The organism is Microbacterium sp. MTN4-26 (assembly GCF_042846595.1).
GTDB classification, from domain to species: Bacteria; Actinomycetota; Actinomycetes; order Actinomycetales; family Microbacteriaceae; genus Microbacterium; species Microbacterium luteum.
This window is the reverse complement of sequence record NZ_BTGO01000006.1, coordinates 23,513-44,069: the sequence shown is the minus strand read 5'-3', so window position 1 is coordinate 44,069 and position 20,557 is coordinate 23,513. Positions and strand designations below refer to the sequence as shown.

General features: G+C 71.7%; 19 protein-coding genes and 1 pseudogene. 12 read left to right on the top strand and 8 right to left on the bottom strand.

Annotation, left to right across the window (positions count from 1 at the left end; translation table 11 throughout):
- Positions 1-93: 93 nt before the first annotated feature.
- Together ACGG9C_RS06445 and ACGG9C_RS06440 are read right to left on the bottom strand one after the other, a co-directional pair.
- A complete protein-coding gene (locus ACGG9C_RS06445) occupies positions 94-264 on the bottom strand; it encodes a hypothetical protein (protein WP_194383844.1) in 171 nt (56 codons plus the stop codon).
- Positions 265-369: 105 nt separating this feature from the next.
- A complete protein-coding gene (locus ACGG9C_RS06440) occupies positions 370-1,428 on the bottom strand; it encodes a LacI family DNA-binding transcriptional regulator (protein WP_194385591.1) in 1,059 nt (352 codons plus the stop codon).
- A 126-nt stretch (positions 1,429-1,554) separates the two neighbouring features.
- Between ACGG9C_RS06440 and galT the strand changes: the two genes are divergently transcribed.
- From galT to ACGG9C_RS06405, 7 genes are all read left to right on the top strand, one after another.
- Positions 1,555-2,730 (top strand): galactose-1-phosphate uridylyltransferase, encoded by a 1,176-nt coding sequence (galT, locus tag ACGG9C_RS06435; RefSeq protein WP_071044972.1) that lies wholly within the window; start codon positions 1,555-1,557, stop codon positions 2,728-2,730.
- On the top strand, positions 2,727-3,926 hold the full coding sequence (gene galK / locus ACGG9C_RS06430) for a galactokinase (RefSeq protein WP_194383845.1): 1,200 nt from the start codon (positions 2,727-2,729) through the stop codon (positions 3,924-3,926). The genes galT and galK overlap by 4 nt, the downstream gene beginning before the upstream one ends.
- 146 nt (positions 3,927-4,072) lie before the next feature.
- Positions 4,073-4,924 carry an alpha/beta fold hydrolase gene (locus ACGG9C_RS06425; RefSeq protein WP_071044974.1) on the top strand — a complete coding sequence of 284 codons (852 nt, stop codon included), beginning with the start codon at positions 4,073-4,075 and terminating at the stop codon, positions 4,922-4,924.
- Positions 4,925-5,008: 84 nt separating this feature from the next.
- Positions 5,009-5,383, top strand: a complete 375-nt coding sequence (locus ACGG9C_RS06420; RefSeq protein ID WP_071044975.1) for a YidH family protein — start codon at positions 5,009-5,011, stop codon at positions 5,381-5,383.
- On the top strand, positions 5,380-5,721 hold the full coding sequence (locus ACGG9C_RS06415; protein ID WP_194383846.1) for a DUF202 domain-containing protein: 342 nt from the start codon (positions 5,380-5,382) through the stop codon (positions 5,719-5,721). The genes ACGG9C_RS06420 and ACGG9C_RS06415 overlap by 4 nt, the downstream gene beginning before the upstream one ends.
- Positions 5,722-5,797: 76 nt before the next feature.
- A complete protein-coding gene (locus ACGG9C_RS06410) occupies positions 5,798-6,391 on the top strand; it encodes a TetR/AcrR family transcriptional regulator (RefSeq protein ID WP_194383847.1) in 594 nt (197 codons plus the stop codon).
- Positions 6,388-7,866, top strand: a complete 1,479-nt coding sequence (locus tag ACGG9C_RS06405; protein ID WP_194383848.1) for a carboxylesterase/lipase family protein — start codon at positions 6,388-6,390, stop codon at positions 7,864-7,866. The genes ACGG9C_RS06410 and ACGG9C_RS06405 overlap by 4 nt, the downstream gene beginning before the upstream one ends.
- Positions 7,867-8,045: 179 nt before the next feature.
- Here ACGG9C_RS06405 and ACGG9C_RS06400 read toward each other — a convergent pair whose 3' ends face one another.
- From ACGG9C_RS06400 to ACGG9C_RS06385, 4 genes are all read right to left on the bottom strand, one after another.
- Positions 8,046-8,900, bottom strand: a complete 855-nt coding sequence (locus ACGG9C_RS06400; RefSeq protein WP_228480837.1) for a DUF559 domain-containing protein — start codon at positions 8,898-8,900, stop codon at positions 8,046-8,048.
- 417 nt (positions 8,901-9,317) lie between these two features.
- Complete coding sequence (locus tag ACGG9C_RS06395; protein WP_071044980.1) at positions 9,318-10,304, bottom strand: TIGR03560 family F420-dependent LLM class oxidoreductase; 987 nt, start codon at positions 10,302-10,304, stop codon at positions 9,318-9,320.
- A 9-nt stretch (positions 10,305-10,313) separates the two neighbouring features.
- A complete protein-coding gene (locus ACGG9C_RS06390; RefSeq protein ID WP_390178415.1) occupies positions 10,314-11,456 on the bottom strand; it encodes a DNA-methyltransferase in 1,143 nt (380 codons plus the stop codon).
- On the bottom strand, positions 11,435-12,484 hold the full coding sequence (locus tag ACGG9C_RS06385; RefSeq protein ID WP_390178414.1) for a biotin/lipoate A/B protein ligase family protein: 1,050 nt from the start codon (positions 12,482-12,484) through the stop codon (positions 11,435-11,437). The genes ACGG9C_RS06390 and ACGG9C_RS06385 overlap by 22 nt, the downstream gene beginning before the upstream one ends.
- A gap of 87 nt (positions 12,485-12,571) precedes the next feature.
- Here ACGG9C_RS06385 and ACGG9C_RS06380 point away from each other — a divergent pair, with 87 nt between their 5' ends.
- From ACGG9C_RS06380 to ACGG9C_RS06370, 3 genes and pseudogenes are all read left to right on the top strand, one after another.
- A complete protein-coding gene (locus ACGG9C_RS06380; RefSeq protein WP_071044982.1) occupies positions 12,572-13,192 on the top strand; it encodes a PadR family transcriptional regulator in 621 nt (206 codons plus the stop codon).
- Positions 13,189-14,666 (top strand): annotated as a pseudogene (locus ACGG9C_RS06375) (DHA2 family efflux MFS transporter permease subunit). Before ACGG9C_RS06380 ends, ACGG9C_RS06375 begins: the two are co-directional and overlap by 4 nt.
- 206 nt (positions 14,667-14,872) lie before the next feature.
- Positions 14,873-16,327 carry a DEAD/DEAH box helicase gene (locus ACGG9C_RS06370; protein WP_071044984.1) on the top strand — a complete coding sequence of 485 codons (1,455 nt, stop codon included), beginning with the start codon at positions 14,873-14,875 and terminating at the stop codon, positions 16,325-16,327.
- A gap of 18 nt (positions 16,328-16,345) precedes the next feature.
- Here ACGG9C_RS06370 and ACGG9C_RS06365 read toward each other — a convergent pair whose 3' ends face one another.
- Positions 16,346-17,194: an alpha/beta fold hydrolase gene (locus tag ACGG9C_RS06365; protein WP_390178413.1), complete on the bottom strand. Its 849-nt coding sequence runs from the start codon at positions 17,192-17,194 to the stop codon at positions 16,346-16,348.
- Between the two features lie 72 nt (positions 17,195-17,266).
- On the opposite strand from ACGG9C_RS06365, the gene ACGG9C_RS06360 reads away from it, so the two are divergent.
- Positions 17,267-17,740: a MarR family transcriptional regulator gene (locus ACGG9C_RS06360; RefSeq protein ID WP_071044986.1), complete on the top strand. Its 474-nt coding sequence runs from the start codon at positions 17,267-17,269 to the stop codon at positions 17,738-17,740.
- A gap of 2 nt (positions 17,741-17,742) precedes the next feature.
- Positions 17,743-19,149, top strand: a complete 1,407-nt coding sequence (locus ACGG9C_RS06355; RefSeq protein WP_194385594.1) for an MFS transporter — start codon at positions 17,743-17,745, stop codon at positions 19,147-19,149.
- Here the strand turns inward: ACGG9C_RS06355 and ACGG9C_RS06350 are convergent.
- Positions 19,088-20,533 (bottom strand): MFS transporter, encoded by a 1,446-nt coding sequence (locus ACGG9C_RS06350; RefSeq protein ID WP_390178412.1) that lies wholly within the window; start codon positions 20,531-20,533, stop codon positions 19,088-19,090. The genes ACGG9C_RS06355 and ACGG9C_RS06350 overlap by 62 nt on opposite strands.
- Positions 20,534-20,557: the final 24 nt, after the last annotated feature.

The following is a 20,557-nucleotide window of genomic DNA, read 5'->3' as shown; positions in this document are numbered from 1 at the left end:
GCGGTTCCTAGACAGCTCCACTTCACAACGGGAGGCCCTCGCCCGTCAGCAAATCACTCGCGATTCACGTAGCAACGTCCCTGGACATCACAACTAGGCGTCGACCGGCCGCGCGGTGCCCCCCGTCACATGGACGACCTCGCCGGTCTCGATCTCGACCCCGACGACGAACTTCCCCGATGGCGTCGCTCGAACGTCGATGACCTCCCCCTCCCCGCGAGGCGTTGCGACGACGGTACCGGGCGTGAGGGATGAACGCGTCATGCATCGATCGTCCCGCGAGGACGCTCCCGCCGCATCCCCCGCCCGTCGGATCCTCCGCCTCCGCCTCCCAGCGGAGTCAGCGGCCGCGCGACGCGGCACACGCGGTCACCGTCGAGGTGCCGTGCTGACCCGTTCGACGAGCTGGGCCGGGATGACCGCGCCACCCCCGGACGAATCATCGACGAGGGCCGATACGGCAGCCTCGCCGAGCGCGTCGAAGTCCTGCCGCACGGTCGTCAGCGGCGGCCGGTAGTCCCGGGCGTCCGGCACGTCGTCGAATCCGACCACGCTCACGTCCGCGGGAACGTCGAGCCCCCGCTCGGCGAGGCCCCGGAGCATCCCGAGCGCCATTTGGTCGTTCGCGCAGAACACCGCCGTCGCGGCGTCGTCAAGCAGTGCCGCGGCGGTGTGGCCGGCGCCCGACGTCCACGCACCGCGCAGCGGCTCCGCGACCTCGAGCCCCGCATTCTCGAGCGCCTCGCGCCAACCGCGCTCGCGCTCGGCCGCCGCGTAGCTGCCCAGCGGACCGGCGAGGTGACGGATGCGCGTATGACCGAGCGCGATGAGGTGCCGTGTCGCCGCCCGCGCGCCGCCGGCATGGTCGGTCTGCGCGGTACCGGTGCGCCCGGCACCCGCCTGCCCGGCACCCGCCTGCCCGGCACCCGGCCGACCGTTCCGCGGCGAGGCGGTGGCGGGATGTGCGGAACTCCCCGGCCCCGCCGCATCCTCCGCGGGCGCGTCGACGACGACCAGCCGCAGGCCCTCCGGCGGTGCGACGTCCCGTGCGAGGAGGGTCGCCTCGTTCAGCACGACTACACCGTCGACGCCCTGGTCCTCGAGCCGCTCGAAGGCCGACGCGATGCCGCCGTCGACCTCGGCGTGCAGCGTGACCACGACGAGGGCGAGGCCCCGGGACGCGGCCGCATCCGAGACCGCTTGCAGCATGCGCGAGTTGCCGACCGTGGCGAGGGTCGACACCACGAGCCCGATGGTGTGGGTGCGACCGGTGCGCAGCGCACGTGCCGCGCGATGCGGCCGGTAGCCCAGCTCGGCCATCGCCGCCTCGACGCGCGCCCGCGTCGCCGGATCCACCCGCGGGCTGCCGTTGACCACGCGCGAGACCGTCTGTCCGGAGACGCCGGCGCGCGCGGCCACGTCAGCCATCGAGACCCGCCGCACCTGTCCCGCGATCCGCCTCGGCATGCGTTCCCCTCTCGCACCGACCCGCGTCATCGGGTGAACAACGCAGGCATGTTGACGCTAACACACCCCTCCAGGTACCGTGTTGACGTGAACACACCTGAGTTCTTCACGGCCGAGCTGTCCGGCGGCGTCGTCAAGCGGGCCACCCGCCTCGCCGACGGCCGCGAGCTGATCTACTTCGACGACCCGGACACGTCGCTGCCGGCCGAGCGCGCCATTGACGCCCGCACCCTGGATGCGCGCCCCGCCACCGCGACGATGCGGCGGGATGTGCTCACCGGCGACTGGGTCTCGATCGCCGCGGCACGTCAGAACCGCGCGTTCCTGCCGCCGGCGCACCTCGATCCGCTCGCCCCGCAGACCGCGACCAACCCGTCGGAGGTGCCCTCCGTCTACGACGTCGCGGTGTTCGAGAACAAGTCGCCCTCGTTCGGCCCGGCCCTGGCCCGCGCCACCGGCGACGCACCCGCAGCCGACGATGCGCCGCAGAGCCTCGACGACCTCGACGCTCCGGGGCTCGGCCGCACCCGCACGTCGGTCGGACGCTGCGAGGTCGTGTGCTTCAGCCCCGAGCACGCGGGGTCGTTCGGCACCCAGAGCGCCACACGCGCCCGCACCGTCATCGAGGCGTGGGCCGATCGCACCGCCGCGCTCTCCTCCCTGCCCGGCATCGCGCAGGTGTTTCCGTTCGAGAACCGCGGCGAAGAGATCGGGGTCACCCTTCAGCACCCGCACGGTCAGATCTACTCCTATCCGTACATCACTCCCCGCACCCAGTCGCTGCTGCGCTCGATCGCCCGCGAGGGCGACGACCTGTTCGCGCGCATCGTCGCGTTCGAGGCGGCCGGTCCCCGCGTCGTGCTCGAAGCCGAGCACTGGCTCGCCTACGTGCCCTTCGCGGCGCGCTGGCCGATCGAACTGCACCTCGCACCCCGGCGCCATGCCGCCGACTTCACCGAGCTGACGGATGCCGAGCGCGACGAACTCGCGACGGTCTACCTGCGTCTGCTCCGCGGCGTCGACACCCTGTACGACACCCCCACGCCGTACATCGCCGCGTGGCACCAGGCCCCGGTCGCCGTCGGACGCGACACGGCGCGCCTGCACCTGCAGCTGACCTCCCCGCGCCGCGCCGCCGACAAGCTGAAGTACCTCGCCGGATCCGAGGCCGCCATGGGGGCCTGGATCGGCGACATCCCGCCCGAAACCGCCGCCGACCGCCTGCGCGAGGCCGTCGCATCCATCCCGGAGGTGTCCCTGTGACCTCGCCCGAACCCGCATCCGACACCGCCCGGCAGGCACGCGAGCTCTTCCGCGAGCTGACCGGAGCCGAGCCGGTGGGAACGTGGTCGGCGCCGGGCCGAGTGAACCTCATCGGCGAGCACACCGACTACAACGACGGCTTCGTGCTGCCCTTCGCCATCCCCTTCCGCACGCACGTCGCGGTGGCTCCACGCACCGACGGCGTGCTGCGGGTCGTGTCGGAGGTCGACCCGGTGCTGGTCGAGGTGCCGGTCGCCGAACTCGAGGCCCTGTTCCCCGCGCGTCGCGACGAGGTGCCGGAGTGGGCCCGGTACCCGCTCGGTGTCGCGTGGGCGCTGCTCGCCGCATCCGGAACCGCCGCGACCGACGTCACCGGCGCCGACCTGGCCTTCTCGTCCGATGTGCCGGTGGGCGCGGGCCTGTCGTCGTCCGCGGCGATCGAGGGGGCAACGGCGACCGCGCTCGCCGACACGTGGGGGCTCGATCTCGACCGGGTCGCCCTCGCCCGGGCCGGACGCACCGCCGAAAATGATGCGGTGGGAGCACCCACCGGGATCATGGATCAGATGGCCTCGATGCTGGGCGAAGCCGACGCGGCCATCTTCCTGGACTGCCGCACGCTCGCCACCGAGGTCGTCGACCTCGGGTTCGACGCCGCCGACCTCGAGCTCGTCGTGATGGACACCGGCGTGAAGCACTCCCACGCCACCGGCGGCTACGGCGAGCGCCGTGCCGCCTGCGAGCGCGGGGCCGCGGCGATGGAGGTCGCGGCGCTCCGCGACGTCTCGGTCGACGACCTGCCGCGGGTGGCCGAGCGCGTCGACGAGGTGACGTTCCGCCGCGTGCGCCACATCGTGACCGAGAACCAGCGCGTGCTGGACACCGTGGCGGTGCTGCGGGATGCCGGACCCACCGCGATCGGCGAGCTCCTCGTCGCCTCGCACGCGTCGATGCGAGACGACTTCGAGATCTCGGTGCCCGAGCTCGACACCGCGGTGGATGCCGCGCTGGCCGCCGGCGCGATCGGCGCCCGCATGACCGGCGGCGGGTTCGGCGGGGCCGCGATCGCCCTGGTCTCGCGCGAGAAGGTCGCCGACGTGACCGACGCCGTGCGGCGTGCGTTCGCCGCTCGCGGCTTCGCCGACCCTCACGTGTTCTCTGTCACCGCCGCCGCCGGCGCCGGCCGCGACGCCTGAGGCCTCGCAGCGGCCGTACCCCACCACGCGCATCGCGGACGGTCAAGCCCTGGCTCGCACGTGTCGCCGGCCGTAGCGTCGACGGCGGATCGGACACTCCGGTCCGCCCCGGCATCCCGGGAGCGCAGCGAGAAGGGCGACCGCACGTGGCGTACATCACCGTCGGGACCGAGAACTCGGTCGACGTCGAGCTCCACTACACCGACCAGGGACCGAGCACCGGAACACCGGTCGTGCTCATCCACGGCTATCCGCTGAACGGGGAGTCGTGGGCCCGGCAGCAGTATCCGCTGCTGGATGCCGGCTACCGCGTCATCGCCTACGACCGGCGCGGCTTCGGGGCATCCACGAAGACCGCCTCCGGCGCCGACTACGACACGTACGCCGCCGACCTCCACGCACTCATGGAAGAGCTGGACCTTCGCGACGCCGTGCTCCTCGGCTTCTCCATGGGCACCGGCGAGATCGCCCGCTACCTGGGCCGCTACGGCGCCGACCGCGTCGCCAAGGCCGGGCTGCTCAGCGGCATCCTCCCCTACCTGCTCGCCACCGACGACAACCCCGACGGCGCGGGGCCGCAGGGGTTCTTCGACGACCTGCGCGCACAGGTGAGGGATGACCGCTTCGCCTTCGTGCGCGGGTTCTTCGAGGGCTTCTACAACCTCGAGGAGAACCTCGACCGGCGCATCTCGCAAGACGCCGTCGACGCGAACGTGCAGGTGGCCGCGCACGCGGGCAACGTCGCGATCGCCGATGCGACGCTGACGTGGCCGACCGACTTCCGCGCCGACATCGCCGAAGTGGCCGCGAGCGGCATCCCGTGCCTGATCGTGCACGGCACCGCCGACAACGTCGTGCCCATCGACGCGTCGGCCCGACGGCTGCGGGATCTCCTGCCACAGGCGACGTACGTCGAGCTCGAAGGGGCACCGCACGGCCTGCTGTGGACCCACGCCGACCAAGTGAACGAGGCTCTCTCGGCGTTCCTGTCGGTGTGAATCTCCGCCGCCGCCGCGGCGCACGGGGGCGCGGCGGCGCCGGAGTAGCCTGGGTGAGCCACCGACCCGCACCAGGAGGACGGCGTGAGCGAGACCCCCCGACGATTCCCCGCATCCGTCTACCGCGAGGGCGACGAACCCGACCCGCGGTTCAGTCTCGCCAACGAGCGCACCTTTCTCGCGTGGGTGCGCACGGCCCTCGCCCTCATGGCCGGCGGGGTCGCGCTCGAGGCTCTCGAACTTCCCGAGAACACCGGCTTCCGCCTCGCCGCCGCCCTGATCTTCGTGCTCCTGGGCCTGCTGGCCGCCGTGCACGCATGGCTGAGCTGGGCCCGCACCGAACGCGCGCTCCGTCGCAGCAGCGCCCTGCCCGCGCCCGCGACCGCCCTGATCATCGTCGTGGGCGTCGTGGTCGCCGTCGGCCTCGTGCTCGCCGGCTTCGTGCTGGAGCTGCGGTGACCGACCGCCCGTTCGACCCCGGCCTGCAGCCCGAGCGGACGCTCCTGTCGTGGCGTCGCACGTGCCTGGCCCTCGCGGTCGCGAGCCTCGTCTCGGTGCGCTTCGCCGCCGAGATCCTCGGGGTCGCCGCGATCGCCTTCGGGGTGGTGGGGCTGGTCATGGCCATCGCCGCCTACGTCGCCGCCGGGCACCGCTATCGCCGGGCGCACCAGGCCCTGAGCACCGACGGCGAGCTGCCGACCGACGGGGCGGCGCTGGTTCTCATGCTCGGAGCCCTGGTGACCATCGGCACGGCGTGCGCCGTGTATGTCGTCGGCATCGCCGCATCCCGTCTCTGACCCGGCACGCGAGCAGACACATAAGCCATACGACATTTGGCTTTGAGGTTCGAGCATTGTTCGGTTTACTTCTCCCATGGCACGAAGAGGTTCCTACGCGAAGGGCGTGGCGAAGCGGGAGGAGATCCTCGAGCGAGCCCTCGACGTGATCGCGCGCGAGGGGTTCCGTCGCACATCCGTCAAAGACCTGGCCGAGGCCGTCGGCCTCAGCCAGGCCGGGCTCCTGCACTACTTCGGCACGAAGGAGCAGCTGTTCACGGAGATCCTCCGCAAGCGCGACGAGCTCGACAATGCCGCGCTCGGCGCCGCGACCGGCGACCGGACGCACGACGACGCCATGCGCGAGGGCTGGGTCGGCGTCATCCGCCACAACCAGCGCGTGCCGGGACTGGTGCACCTGTTCGCCGCGCTGTCCGTCGACGCCGCGGACGCGGAGCACCCGGCGCACGACTACTTCATCGAGCGGAACAGGCGCCTGCGAGAGACCCTCGCCGAGGCCATCGAGGATCGCCTCGACCCGCGCGTCGACCCGGAGACAGCCGGGCGCCTGCTGCAGGCGGTTGCCGACGGCCTGCAGCTGCAGTGGATGCTCGAGCCCGACCTCGACATGGCCGCCGCGACCGGCGCGCTCCTCGACATCCTCGTGCCGCCCAGGGAGGATGCGACGTGAGCGCCGATCCGGTCGCCGATACCTCCGCAGGCCGCGTGCGCGGCCGGTGGCGCGACGTCGACGGCATCCGTTCGGCGGCCTTCCTCGGCATTCCGTACGCCGAGCCGCCGGTGGGCGACCTGCGGTTCGCCGCGCCCGTGCCGCGTACGCCCTGGGACGGCGAGCGCGACGCGACCGGATTCGGCGCGACCCCGCAGCGGATCGACGGCGGCGAGACGCTCATCCCGGAACCGGCGATCGCGGGAGAGGACATCCTGTCGGTGAACGTCTTCACACCCGCGCCTGGTGGCGACCACCTGCCGGTCATCGTCTACATCCACGGCGGCGGGTACGTCTCGGGGTCGCCCGCGAGCGCCTGGTACGACGGCGCGGCCTTCGCGCGCGACGGTGTCGTCACGGTGACCCTGTCGTACCGGCTCGGGTTCGACGGGTTCGGGCATGTTCCGGGCGCCCCGGCGAATCGCGGGGTGCGGGACTGGGTCGCCGCGCTGGAGTGGGTGCGGGAGAACATCGCCGCGTTCGGCGGCGACCCCGACCGCGTGACGCTCGCGGGCCAGTCTGCCGGCGGCGGAGCCGTGCTCACCCTGCTCGCGCTCCCCGCCGCACGCGGACTGTTCCGCGCGGCGTGGGCGATGTCGCCCGCCCTCGCCGACGTCTCGCCCGAGACGGCACGCTCACTGTCGGCGAGGATCGCACACCTCGCCGGCGTGCCCGCCACGCGGGAGGGATTCGGTGCCGTGCCGCGCGAGGATCTCCCCGCCCTCGAGCGTCGGGCAGCGAGACCGGAGTCCGGCTCGAGACTCGAGGCGCTCCGGGCGCTCGTCGACGACGCGCTGTCGTGGGGACCCGCCGTCGACGGTGAACTCATCGAACGACCCACGGTGGATGCGATCCGCGACGGCGCGGGAGACGACATCCCGCTGGTGATCGGCGCGGTCGATGACGAGATGACCTTCATCACCGACCGGGCGCGACGGCCCCTTCGCGTGGTGCCGGCGGGTATCGCCCTGGGACTGCTCGGCGTCGAGCGGGGGCGGCGCCGCGACTACCTCGCGGCGAACGCCGAGCAGCGCCGCCGAGGCACGGCCGCGGTCCTCGGCCGATACCTCGGCGATGTCGTCTTCCGGTCGCTCGTGGCGCGCGTCGCGCAGGCGCGGGAGGGCGCGCCCGCCCCGACGTGGGCCTACCGGTTCTCGTGGGTGTCGCCGACGAAGGGTTGGGCGCTGCACTGTCTCGACGTGCCCTTCTGGTTTGACGTGCTCTCCGCGGAGCGGGTCGCCGCGATCGCCGGCGAGGCTCCGCCGCGGGCCCTCGCGGCCGCGGTGCACGACAGCGCCGCCGCCTTCGCCCGCACGGGAGACCCGGGGTGGCGACCATGGTCGGAGGCGCCCGGCACCACCCGCGTCTTCGGCGGGTCAGGGCCGCTGCCCGGGGTGATTGCCGACGGCTACCGCTCCGTCGCCCCGCTCGTGTGACCCGTCGCGTGCTGACCAGTCTCCTGTGACTCGGCGCGTGTGACTCCGCCTCCCACGTCGACAACGCCGCCTCGCGCGTAGACAACGCCGCCGCGCGCGTCAACAACGCAGGAGATTCCGGGCGAATCCCGCGCTCCTGGCCTCCACAGGGCCGACGCGCCACAGATCTCCGGTGTTGTTCACGCAACGCGCCGCGACAGAGCGCCTCCGGCGGTGCCCGAGAAGAGTCCGCGGATGGCTGCGACCACCTCCTCCGGTCCCCACATGATGTCTTCCGCGATCGGCCGATACACCGCGAAGCCACGCGCGGCAGCCGCCTGATCCCGACGACGGTCGCGGCGCTGCGCCTCCCAATCGGAGTGGAACTCCTCGCTGTCGCACTCGATGATGAGCCACCCGTCGACGAGGAAGTCGACCCGCCCGACGCCGGTGATCCGGACCTGCACCTCGTAACGCAGGCCGAGGGCCCGAAGGATCAGCCGCACCAGTGTCTCCGGTCCCGACTCAGCTCTGCCGTCGACCAGGGGCAGTAGGGCCGTGTACCTCCCGGCGAGCGCGCCGAACAGTTCCCGCAGGTCGTCGCGGTGCACATACCCCCGCTGCAGCGCCGAGTCGATCGAGGCGATCGCCGCGCGAGGACTCTGGCACCTCACCGCGCACGCGACCGCGTCGAGCGGTTCGACGGAGGTGGCGCACGGGTGTGGGCGACGGACCAACCGCCCCCAGTGACGCCGCACCGGCCGGGATATCCCGGGCACACGGGAGGCGTGCTCCGGAAGATGAACGTCGAGATCGGCGCGCTCCATCACGAAGACGCCGGCGCGACGCAGCTCGGACGTGCACGTCAACAGGCCCCCGATGCTCACCGCGTCCACCGTGTCGACGGGCACGCCCATCGGAAGATAGGCGTTTCGTCGCGGGTGCAGGAGCGTGCCCGCCGTCACGGCTCGCGCGAGGTCGCGATCCGTGACGCCTTCCTCGCGCAGATCGCGGCGACGGGCGAGAAGCGGGGCGGGTTCGGCATGTCTGGCCATCGGCCAACCGTGCCCGGATGCCGCAGACGTCCGGGCAAGTCGCGACCACCCTGTGGATCGATGCGGCAACTGCCGAGCCGGGGAGGAGAAGTGGCCGCGGCCGCCTCCGGTGAACAGCACAGGAGAAACGACGGGGAAAGGGCCGTGGGCGCCCGGATAGCGGCCACACCGCGCGGATCTCCTGTGTTGTTCACCGGCGGAGCGCAGCGCGCCCGCGTCTCGTCACGAGAGGAGTATCCGGGTCGGGTGCAGGCGAGCGGCGACGCGACGCAGGCCACATGGTGTGAACAAGACAGGAGAAACAGTCGGATTCCGGGCTGCCGGTGGCTCTCAGCGGGTGTTGCGCGCGGATCTCCTGTGTTGTTCACCGGCGGCCGCGGCACCGACCCTCGCCTGCACGCCCGCCGGCGGAGCGGGTCAGGCGAGGGACGGGATGACGTGGCGCTCGAAGAGGTCCATGCCGGAGGTGTCGTAGGCGGCCTCGGGGAAGTAGTGGATGGCGTAGCCGAGACCGTGCCGCCCGCGCTCGGCGAGGCGCTCGGCCACCTGCTCGACCGTGCCGAAGCCGGGCGAGGCGAGATACTCCTGCTCGAGCGCGTCGGCACGTTCGGCGCCGATGTACGGCCGCACGCGGGCGACGACGGCGGCGAGCCGCTCGGACGCCTCCGCCTCGGTCTCCCCCACGATCGTGTTGAAATTCGAGCTGCGGACGATCTCCGCCTGGTCGCGACCGATGTCGTCGCAGTGACCACGGAGCACCGCGTCCTTGTGGTCGAACTCCTCGAGGCTGCCGGCGAAGTTCGTGTACGAGGCGTATTCCGCCGCGATGCGCAGCGTCACCTTCTCGCCGCTGCCGGCGATCCACATCGGGATGCCGCCGTCCTGCACGGGCAGCGGCCGCACGATCGCGCCGTCGACCTGGTAGTGCTTCCCGGCGAGTGTGGCCGTGCCGGTCGTCCAGGCCTGGCGCATGATCTCGACGCCCTCGCGCAGCATCCCGAGTCGCTCGCCGATGCGCGGGAAGCCGTAGCCGTACGCGGTCCATTCGTGCTCGTACCAGCCGCCGCCGATCCCCATCTCGGTGCGTCCGGCCGACACGTGGTCGACGGTGGCGGCGACCTTCGCCAGGTAGGCGGGGTTGCGGTAGCCCATGCACGTGCACATCTGGCCGAGACGGATGCGGTCGGTGGCCGCACCGAAGGCCGACATGAGCGTCCACGCCTCGTGGGTGGCCTCGTCGGTCGGCACCGGCACGGTGTGGAAGTGGTCGTAGACCCACAGCGACTCCCACGCCGCGGCGTCGGCGCGCTGCGCCAGGGCGCACATCACACGCCATTGATCGGTCGGCTCGATGTCGACGAGGTCGTGACGCCAGCCCTGCGGGATGAAGATTCCGAATCGCACCCGCTCAGCCTAGGGGGCGACCTCCACCGCCGTCTCGCCCCGCGTGGAATCGCTCCCGACGTCGACGCGGGCGTGCGGGATGCGGGCCGCCATCACCGCGATCGCGTCGGGGTTGGCGTCGACGAGGTCTGCGCGGCGGCCGAGCGCCGAGGCGACCGCGCCGGTGGTGCCGCTACCGGCGAAGAGGTCGAGTACGCGGTCCCCGGGCCGGCTGGAGGCCTGCACGATGCGACGGAGGATGCCCTCGGGCTTCTGTGTCGGGTAGCCGGTCTTCTCGCGGCCCGTGGTCGGGACGATCGTGTGCCACCAGACGTCGGTGGGGAGCTTCCCCCGGGCGGCCTTCTCCGGCGTCACGAGCCCCGGCGCCATGTAGGGCTCCCGGTCGACCGCGTCGGAGTCGAACCAGTAGGTCGCCGGGTTCTTGACGTACACGAGGATCGTGTCGTGCTTGGTGGGCCACCGGCGCCGGGATTTCGCCCCGTAGTCGTAGGCCCAGATCAGCTCGTTGAGGAACCGCTCGCGGCCGAAGAGCGCGTCCATCAGCACTTTGGCGTAGTGCGCCTCGCGGTAGTCCAGGTGCAGGTAGAGCGTGCCGTCGTCGGCGAGGAGCCGCCAGGCCTCCCCCAGCCGCGGCTCGAGCCAGCCCCAGTAGTCGTCGAACCGATCGTCGTAGGCTCGCAGGTCGCCGCGGAGGCGCTCGTACTCTCGTCCGTGGAAGCCGCGCCGGACCACCGGCGGCTCCTCGCGCCGTTCAGAACTCCTCGGAACCGCGCCCTGGTGCGGCGATTCGGCCCCGGAGGGAGCCTCTACGTGCCGATCTTGAGGAGTTGTGAACGACGGACCATCGGCATCGGGCGAGAGCGCGCCGGCATCGGGCGAGGCCGCGGCGGCGTCGGCGTCCGCGCCGGCATCGGGCGAGGCGGCGGCGTCGTCGGGCGACGGCGCGGCGGCGTCGGGCGGCTCCGCGATGCGCCAGACGGCGGTCTCGACGGCACGACGCTGGGCGCGGCCGGTGTTGAACGGCGGGTCGAGATAGACGAGCGTGTAGGCGCCCGATTCGAGCCCGCGTGCCACCTCGAGATTGTCGCCGTGGTGGATGACGACCTCTCCCGGTCCGTCCTCTTCGGCGGTCACGGCACCCGGTGCAGCCACGCGTCGGTGGCGAACTTCGACGCCACGAGCTTCTCGGCCTCGGCGTACTCCTCCGCGCTGATCGTGCCCCGATCGGCGCCGTAGAGGCTGGTGAAGGTGGATGCGAGGCGTTCCAGGATCTCCTCGCGCGACAGACCCGTCTGCCGCCGGAGGGGATCGACGCGCTTGGCGGCCGAGACGGTTCCCTTGTCGCTGAGCTTCTCCCGCCCGATGCGCAGCACGTCGGTGAGCACCGCGCCGTCCATGTCGTAGGAGAGCGTGGCGTGGTGGAGCACGCCGCCGTTGGCCAGCCGCTTCTGGGCGGCGCCGCCGATCTTGCCCTGCGGCGAGGCGATGTCGTTGAGCGGCTGGTAGGTCGCCTCGACCCCCATGCCGCGCAGCGCCTGCAGCACCCAGTCGTCGAGGAAGGCGTACGAGTCGGCGAAGGTCATGCCGGCCACGAGCGTGGCGGGCACGTAGAGCGAGTAGGTCACGATCGATCCGGCGCCCATCAGCATCGCCCCGCCGCCGGAGATGCGCCGCACGACATCGAAGCCGTGGCGCACGGCCCCCTCGGGGTCGACCTCGTTGCGGAACGACTGGAACGATCCGATGACGACGGCCGACTCGTTCCACTCCCACAGCCGCAGCGTGGGGCGACGGCGCCCGTCGCCGACACGCGTGGTGAGCACCTCGTCGAGCGCGAGGTTCATGCGCGGCGAGACGGGCGGCTCGTGCACGACCTCCCAGTCGAAGTCCTTCCAGCCGGGAGCCGTGACCAGCGCGCGGCGCACCGCCGTGCCGACCGCCTCCGGGGTGAAGCCGAGCAGCTGGGCCCCCTGCGGCAGGGCGCCCCGAACCGCCGCGGCGATGGCGGCCGCATCCGTCTCGGCCGGGAGCCCGTTGACGGCGGCGTCGATGTCGTCGAGCGCCGTGTCGGGCTCGAGGAAGAAATCGCCTGCGAGATGGAATCCGCTGATGCGGCCGTCGACCACCTCGAGGTCGACGACGACGAGCTTTCCGCCGGGGACCTTGTATTCGCCGTGCACGGGTGCCAGCCTACGGCGCCCGGCCGTCGGCCCGCGAGGACGACTCGTCCGGTATAGTCCAATTGGGCTAATCGATTCGGAGTATTCATGACCGCGCGCCGACTGACGCCGCTGAGCCTGATGGTGCTCGCCCTCCTCGATGAGGACGACATGCATCCGTACGAGATGCTGCGCCTGATGAAGCAGCGACACGACGACCGCATGCTCAGCGTGACCAACGGGACGATGTACCACACCGTCGCGCGACTGCAGCGCGACGGTCTGATCGCCGAGGTCGGCGTCGACCGCGAGGGGAATCGGCCGGAGCGCACCACGTACACGCTCCTGCCCTCCGGCGGCGACGCGATGCGATCGTGGCTGCGGGACGAGCTCGAGCGGATCGATCGTCCCGGCGACTTCCGGATCGCCCTGTCCGAGGCCCACAACCTGCCGCGCGATGAGGTGCGGGATCTGCTGACGCGCCGGCTCGCACGGCTCACGCAGGACCTCGCGGAACTGGAGGAGAGCCTCGCCGCCGCCCGGCGGGTTCCCGTCGACGAGCAGTTCCTCGTCGAGGACGACCGCGAACGGGCCCTGTGCGTGGCCGAGACGATCTGGCTGGCGGACTTCCTGGGACGCCTGCAGAATCCGCAGCTGCCCTGGGGCCACGCCGCCGCCGGCAAAAAGAGCGATCACTATCTCGCTCAGCGGAAGGCGGCGCGCGAATGACCCAGACCCACGCACGAACCGGCGCAGTCGACACACGCCCCCGGAGCCCGTGGCCGGCGCTGTGGGCGCTGATCATCGGGTTCTTCATGATCCTCGTCGACACCACCATCGTCGCCGTCGCGAACCCGGCCATCAAGGCCGCCCTCGACCCGGGCACCGCCAACCTCGACAACGTCGTGTGGGTCACCAGCGCCTACCTGCTCGCGTACGCCGTGCCGCTGCTCATCACCGGACGCCTCGGCGACCGGTTCGGCCCGAAGAGCATCTACCTGAGCGGTCTCGCGCTGTTCACCCTGGCGTCCCTCGCGTGCGGCCTGTCGCCGACGCTCGGCGCGCTCATCGCGTTCCGCGCGGTGCAGGGGCTGGGCGCGTCGATGATGACCCCGCAGACGATGGCGGTGATCACCCGCACCTTCCCGGCCGGTCAGCGCGGCGCGGCGATGGGGCTGTGGGGCGGAACATCCGGCGTCGCGATGCTCGTCGGCCCCTTGGCGGGCGGCTTCCTCGTCGACGGCCTCGGGTGGGAGTGGATCTTCTTCATCAACATCCCCGTCGGCATCGTCGGGTTCGTTCTGGCATGGATGCTCGTGCCCGACCTCGGCAGGCAGCCGCACCGCTTCGACGTGGTCGGCGTCGTCCTGAGCGCCACCGCACTGTTCCTCATCGTCTTCGGGCTTCAGGAGGGTGAGGCGTATGACTGGGCGCCGTGGGTGTGGGTGATGATCGGCGCCGGTGTCGTCGTGCTCGGGCTGTTCCTCTGGCAGCAGAAGCTCACACGGGGCGAGCCCCTCGTGCCGCTGGGACTGTTCGGCGATCGCAACTTCGCGCTCGCCAGCGCCGGAGTCGCCATCGTCGGGTTCACCGTCACGAGCATGTCGCTGCCGCTGATGTTCTTCATCCAGCTCGCCCGGGGACTCTCGCCGACGCAGGCGGCCCTGCTGCTCGTGCCGACGGCCGTGTTCGCCGGCGTGCTCTCCCCGTTGGCCGGACGCCTGCTCGACCGCGTCGATCCGCGCGCTCTCCTGGTGCCGGGACTGCTGACGGTCACGGGCGCCCTCGTGTTGTATGCCGCGCTCATGAACATGGACACGCCGGTCTGGGCGTTCCTCATCCCGGCGGCGATGATGGGGATCGGCAACGCGGGCATGTGGGGACCGCTCGCGACGACGGCCACCCGCGATCTTCCGCGCCATCAGGCGGGGGCGGGCGCCGGGATCTACAACACCACCCGCACCGTGGGATCGGTGCTCGGATCATCGTCGATCGCGGCGATGATGCAGCTGAGCCTCGAGCACAGCTGCCCGCCGGATCGGCTGCGGGTGACGTCGCCGCCGCCACCGAGCTCCCCGCCGACCTGGCCGGCCCGTTCGCCACCGCGATGGCCCAGTCGATGCTGCTTCCCGCCGCGGTCATGGCGCTCGGCGTCGTGGCCGTCTGCTTCCTCCGGCGCCCGGATCACCTGCGCACCCGATAGCCACGGAACGGGCCTCCCAGCCGCCTCGAGCGTCGGCGTGCTACCGTCGTGGTGCGGCTTCCTGCCGCTGCGTCGACGATACGCTTTCCGGCCTCCCGAGCCGCGACTTCTTCTCGATCGGCGAACCGATGCGCGATCCCGCGCCGTCGCCCACCCCGCGCCCCGCGACTTCTCGCGTGCCGCGCTCTGTCAGAAAGCACTCCCCCATGTCCTCCTTCCTCGCTCTCGGCGTGCCCGAGACCCTCGCCTCCTCCCTCGCCTCGCGCGGCGTGACCGAGCCGTTCCCGATCCAGCGCGACACCCTGCCCGACGCCCTCGCCGGCCGTGACGTGCTCGGCCGCGGCCGCACCGGCAGCGGCAAGACGATCGCGTTCTCGCTTCCGATGGTCGCGCGCCTCTCCGGCGCGAACGCCGCCCGCCGCACCGGCGGGCACCCGCGCGGACTGGTCCTCGCCCCCACGCGCGAGCTCGCCTCGCAGATCGCGGCGACCATCAAGCCCCTCGCCGATGCGACCGGCCTGACGGTCACCACCGTCTTCGGCGGCGTCAGCCAGCGTCCGCAGGCCGACGCGATCCGCGCCGGCGTCGACATCGTCGTGGCCTGCCCCGGTCGCCTCGAGGACCTCATGCAGCAGGGCATCGTCAAGCTCGACCGCATCGAGGTCACGGTGCTCGACGAAGCCGACCACATGGCCGACCTCGGATTCCTGCCCGGCGTGACCCGCATCCTCAAGGCCACGCCGCAGGGTGGTCAGCGCATGCTCTTCTCGGCCACCCTCGACCGTGGCGTCGACACCCTCGTGTCGAAGTTCCTCCAGAACGAGGTGCGTCACTCCGTCGACGAGTCCTCGGTGCCCGAGGGCACGATGATCCACCGCGTCTTCGTCGCGGCCGACGCCGAGGCCAAGACCGCCCTCGTGCGCCGCATCGCCTCGGGATACGGCCGCCGCATCCTGTTCACCCGCACCAAGCACCAGGCGAAGAAGCTCGCCAAGCAGCTCACCGCGGCCGGCATTCCCGCCGTCGACCTGCACGGCAACCTGTCGCAGAACGCGCGCGAGCGCAACCTCGCCGCCTTCGGCGCGAACCCGGATGCCGGCGGCGTGCGCGTGCTCGTCGCCACCGACGTCGCCGCACGCGGCGTGCACGTCGACGGCGTGGAGCTCGTCGTGCACGTCGACCCGCCCGTGGAGCACAAGTCGTACCTGCACCGCTCCGGCCGCACCGCACGCGCGGGTGCCGACGGCGTGGTCGTGACGATCGCGCTCGAGGCGCAGCGCCGCGAGGTGAAGGACCTGCTGCGGAAGGCGCAGATCACGGCGGCCCTGGAGCCGGTCGACGCCGCGCACGCGACCGTCGCCGAGCTCGTCGGGGAGTCCGCCCCCGCGGTGAAGCCCGCCCCTCCGGTCGCATCGACCGGTGGACAGAAGCAGTCCGGTGGCGGCCAGAAGCGCGCGGGCGGCCAGAGCCGCTCGGCTCGCGGCGACAAGCCCGCGGCCGGCCACGGCGGCGCCGTGCACGGTCAGCGTCAGCGGGCGGGCGCCCAGGGGTCGGCCGCGGCGCACAACCCGGCCGAAGCGCCGTCGAACCGTCGGCGCCGGTCGCGCCGCGGCGGGCGCGGACGCTCGGGCGCGGCGCGCGGCGGCAACGTCGCGAACTGATCGGCGGCTCGACGCGCGTCAGACCCGCACGGGGAAGCGCGCGTCGAGCCATGCCGAGAGGTCGGCTCGCACCTCGGCCTGGGCCACGTCGTTGAAGACCTCGTGGCGGATGCCGGGGTAGACCAGTGTCGTGACATCGCCGAACCCCGACCGACGCCGGTAGGCATCCGCCAGGCGATGCACGCTCTTCGGACCCCCCACGGTGTCCTCGCTCCCGACCAGCATCAGTGTCGGAATGTCGCGCGCCAGACCGCGCTTCGGCCGCGACAGCACCTGGAGGGTGTTCCAGGGACCGAACAGCTGCAGCATCGGCGTGGCCGTGGTGAGCGGATCGTCGAGGAACGCGGCGCCGGTCGCGGGGTCGGACGAGAGCCACTCGACGCCGGTCGCATCCGGACCGCTCCACGGCTTGTTCAGCGGGCCGGAGTTGAGGGTGCCGGGCCACGGCAGCGCGGAACCCGACAGCACCAGACCGTCGTAGGCGGTGGGATGCGCATTGACGAGCTTCTGCGCGAGGAACGACCCCCACGAGTGGCCGAGCAGAACCAGCGGCAGACCGGGGTTCTCGTCACGGATGAGCCGGGTGAACCGCCACAGCGCGTCGACGGCGGCGCGATGTCCGCCCTTGCCGAGGCGGCCGAGCTTGCCGGAGCCGCCGTGCTGACGGAGGCCGGTGCGGCCGTGCCCGCGGTGATCGTCGGCGTACACGGTGAAACCGTCGGCGGTGAGCGCCTCGATGAGGGCGGCGTAGCGGCCGGCGTGCTCGCCGACGCCGTGCAGCAGCTGCACGACTCCGCGGGCCGGCGTGCGGGCGGCGTGCACGTCGTAGACGATCGCGACCCCGTGTGCGTCGATGAACTCGGGCATGGGCCGAGTCTAGGCGCAGCACGTCCGCCGACATTCCTTTAGCAGGACTAATGAGCTATGCTAAAGAACCGCATGGACTCTCCCGAAACACCCACCACCGCCCCAGCAGCCGTTCACGCCGACGAACTCGAACGCGACATCTCCGCCGCCGACTTCCGCATGGCGACCTTCCGCTTGGCCCGACGCCTCCGCGCAGAACGCGCGATCGACAGCATGAGCGACGGCCAGTTCGCCGTGCTCGCCGCGCTCAAGGTCCACGGCCCGCACACGCTGAGCGAGCTGGCCGAGCGCGAGCGCGTGACGGCTCCGTCGATGAACCGCACCGTGAACTGCCTCGAAGAGCTCGGATTTCTCAGCCGCACCGCGGATGAGACCGACCGCCGCAAGGTCAACATCGCCCTCACCGGCCCCGGACGCGACGTCGTCGATGAGACCGTGCGCCGGCGCGACGCGTGGCTCGATCACGGCCTCGCCTCACTCACCCCCGCGCAGCGGCGCACGCTCGCGGCCGCATCCGAGATCATGAAGGAGCTGGCCGCACGATGAGCATGTTCCGTTCCTTCTCGGTCTTCAACTACCGCGTGTGGTTCATCGGCGCCCTGGTGTCGAACGTGGGCCAGTGGATGCAGGCGACCGCCCTCAGCTGGGTGGTGCTGACCGTGCTCACCGACAACGACGCCGGCGCGATGGGGGTCACCATGGCGCTGCAGTTCGGTCCGCCGCTGCTGCTGGTGGGGGTGACCGGATGGGTCGCCGACCGCTTCGACCGGCGGCGCCTGCTGATGATCACGCAGGGGGCCCTCATGCTGCTCGGCGGCGCGATCGGCCTCCTCATTCTGGTCGGGGCGATGTCGCTGCCGCTGATGTACGGCTTCGCGCTGGTGCTCGGCATCGTCGCCGCGTTCGACAACCCCACCCGGCAGGCGTTCGTCTCCGACCTCGTCGCCCGCGAGAACGCCTCGAACGCGATCGCGCTGAACGCGGCATCCTTCAACTCCGCCCGCATGCTGGGCCCCGCCGTCGCGGGCGTCGTGATCGTCGCGGTCGGCACCGGCTGGGTGTTCGTCATCAACGCCCTGACCTTCGTCGGGATGATCGCCGCGCTCGCGATCATCCGCCCCGATGAACTGGTCCCGCGCGCGAAGGCCCAGGGCCGGGCGCGCCTGGCCGACGGCTTCCGCTACGTCGCGCGCCGCAGCGATCTGCTGGTGACGTTCGTGATCGTGTTCATCATCGGCGCGTTCGGCATGAACTTCCCCATCTACGCCTCCACGATGGCGATCGAGTTCGGCCAGGAGGCCGACGGCTTCGGTCTCCTGAGCTCGATCCTCGCCGTGGGCTCCCTGACGGGCGCGCTGCTGGCCGCGCGCCGCGACCGCGCCCGCTTCCGCATCATCCTGTTCGGTGTCGGGCTGTTCGCCGTCTCCGCGGCGGTGGGCGCCTACATGCCCGTGTACTGGGCGTATGCCATCACGCTCATGTTCCTCGGGTTCTCGATCGTGACGATGCTCACGACGGCCAACGGCTACGTGCAGACGACGACGGAGCCGGCCCTGCGCGGCCGGGTGCTCGCGCTCTACATGGCGGTGCTCATGGGCGGCATGCCGTTCGGCGCACCCATCGTCGGCGCGGTCGTCGACGCGTTCGGCCCGCGCGTGGGCATTCTCGTCGGAGCGGGAGCCGGCGTGGTCGCCTTCTCGATCGGCCTCGTCTGGCTGCTGTCGTCGGGTCGTGTGCACCGCCACGAGGCTCGCCGTTTCCGCCTCACGATCGACGAGACCCGCCCACTGTCCGTGGTGCGGCCGACGCCGGAGGAGTTCAGCGAGCCGATCGCCCAGACGACGCCCATCCCGCTGACAGACGGCCGTGCGGCCCCGCGGCGCGGCCGCGCGGTCAGCCGACCGGAACCGGCGCCGCGCCGCCCGGCGCGTCCGGCACGACCTCACGCGGACTGACCAGGCGCCGCAGCACGATCGTGACGACGCCCGCCACGGCGCAGCCGGCGGCGATGATCGACAGCGTTCCGAACAGTCCGATCCCGGCCTGGAGCTGCGGGAAGAAGAACGTTCCCACCGCTGCGCCCGCCTTGCCGGCAGCGGCCGCGAAGCCGGCGCCGGCACCGCGCACCTCGACGGGGAAGACGGCGGTCGGCATCGCGAAGGTGGTCGCGTTGGGTCCGGCGTTCATGAACAGGTTGAACGCCGCGAAGGCGAGGGAGACGATCGCGAGCTGGAGCGCTGACTGCGCCATCAGTTCGGTCGCGCCGAGCACGACGAGCGCCCCCGCCATCACGAAGAAGCCCACGGACTGCATCGCGACCAGACCGAGTCGGCGCACGAGGAGGATCGCCGCGGCGAAACCGACGACGAGGAAGATGTCGAGCACCGCGGCACCCTCGGTCGAGACGATGTCGTCGGCGATGTAAGGGGTGTTCGCGGCGGATCCGAGCGCGAGTGCGGCGAGGATGGTCGGCGTGAACACGCCGACGCCGTAGGTCGCGATGTCCATGAGGAACCAGGGCGCACTCGTCAGCACGGTGGCGGCTCGGTGCCGAGCGGAGAAGAGGGCGCCACGGCGAGCGGACGGCACGGTGCGGGTCGCGGCGACGAGCACCGCGTGGCCCTCCGACGGGGACCTGTCGTGGAGCTCGCTGACCGTGACCGTCCGCCCCGCGAACGGGGAGAGCGCGGCGGCCGCTTCGAGATACTTCGCCTGCGACGCCAGCCACATGGGGCTCTCCGGCACCCCGCGCCGCAGGATCACGATCGCGGTGGCGGGGACGACGCCGGCGGCGAGCATCCACCGCCACGCCTCCGGGTGCGGGTCGAGCAGCAGCACGGCCAATCCCACGAGGGCACCCAGGAGCTGACCGACCGCCTGGAAGCTGAAGGCGCCGATGAGCAGCCGCGGCCGCAGCCGGCGGGGAGAGATCTCGGACACGTAGCTGGCGGCGATCGGGTAGTCGGCGCCGATTCCGACGCCGAGAAGGAAGCGGAAGGCGATGAGCCACCAGATGTCGGGGGCGAAGGCCGACGCCAGCGAGAACACGACGAACATGGCCAGATCGATCCGGAAGGCGATCTTGCGGCCGATCCGATCCGACAGCGGCCCCATGAGGGCTGCTCCCACGATCGCCCCGAGGACGGCGGCGCTCGTGAGCAGACCCGTCTCGAAGGGCGTGATGCTCCACTGCGCGACGATGAGCGGCGAGGCGACGCCGATGATGAAGAAATCGAAGCCGTCGAGCATGATGCCCATCGCCGACAGCCACCACACGCGGCGGTGCATCGGCCCGAACCTCAGCCCGTCGAGGAACCTCAGGGCGGTGTGCTCGCGCATGCCCGGCATCTTTCCGGCGGGACA

Coding starts and splice junctions, on each gene's coding strand:
- ACGG9C_RS06380 (WP_071044982.1), top strand. CDS start 12,572: ATGACCGCGCGCCGACTGACGCCGCTGAGCCTGATGGTGCTCGCCCTC.
- ACGG9C_RS06355 (WP_194385594.1), top strand. CDS start 17,743: ATGTTCCGTTCCTTCTCGGTCTTCAACTACCGCGTGTGGTTCATCGGC.
- ACGG9C_RS06400 (WP_228480837.1), bottom strand. CDS start 8,900: ATGGCCAGACATGCCGAACCCGCCCCGCTTCTCGCCCGTCGCCGCGAT.
- ACGG9C_RS06370 (WP_071044984.1), top strand. CDS start 14,873: ATGTCCTCCTTCCTCGCTCTCGGCGTGCCCGAGACCCTCGCCTCCTCC.
- ACGG9C_RS06350 (WP_390178412.1), bottom strand. CDS start 20,533: ATGCGCGAGCACACCGCCCTGAGGTTCCTCGACGGGCTGAGGTTCGGG.
- ACGG9C_RS06410 (WP_194383847.1), top strand. CDS start 5,798: ATGGCACGAAGAGGTTCCTACGCGAAGGGCGTGGCGAAGCGGGAGGAG.
- ACGG9C_RS06360 (WP_071044986.1), top strand. CDS start 17,267: ATGGACTCTCCCGAAACACCCACCACCGCCCCAGCAGCCGTTCACGCC.
- ACGG9C_RS06445 (WP_194383844.1), bottom strand. CDS start 264: ATGACGCGTTCATCCCTCACGCCCGGTACCGTCGTCGCAACGCCTCGC.
- ACGG9C_RS06365 (WP_390178413.1), bottom strand. CDS start 17,194: ATGCCCGAGTTCATCGACGCACACGGGGTCGCGATCGTCTACGACGTG.
- ACGG9C_RS06440 (WP_194385591.1), bottom strand. CDS start 1,428: ATGGCTGACGTGGCCGCGCGCGCCGGCGTCTCCGGACAGACGGTCTCG.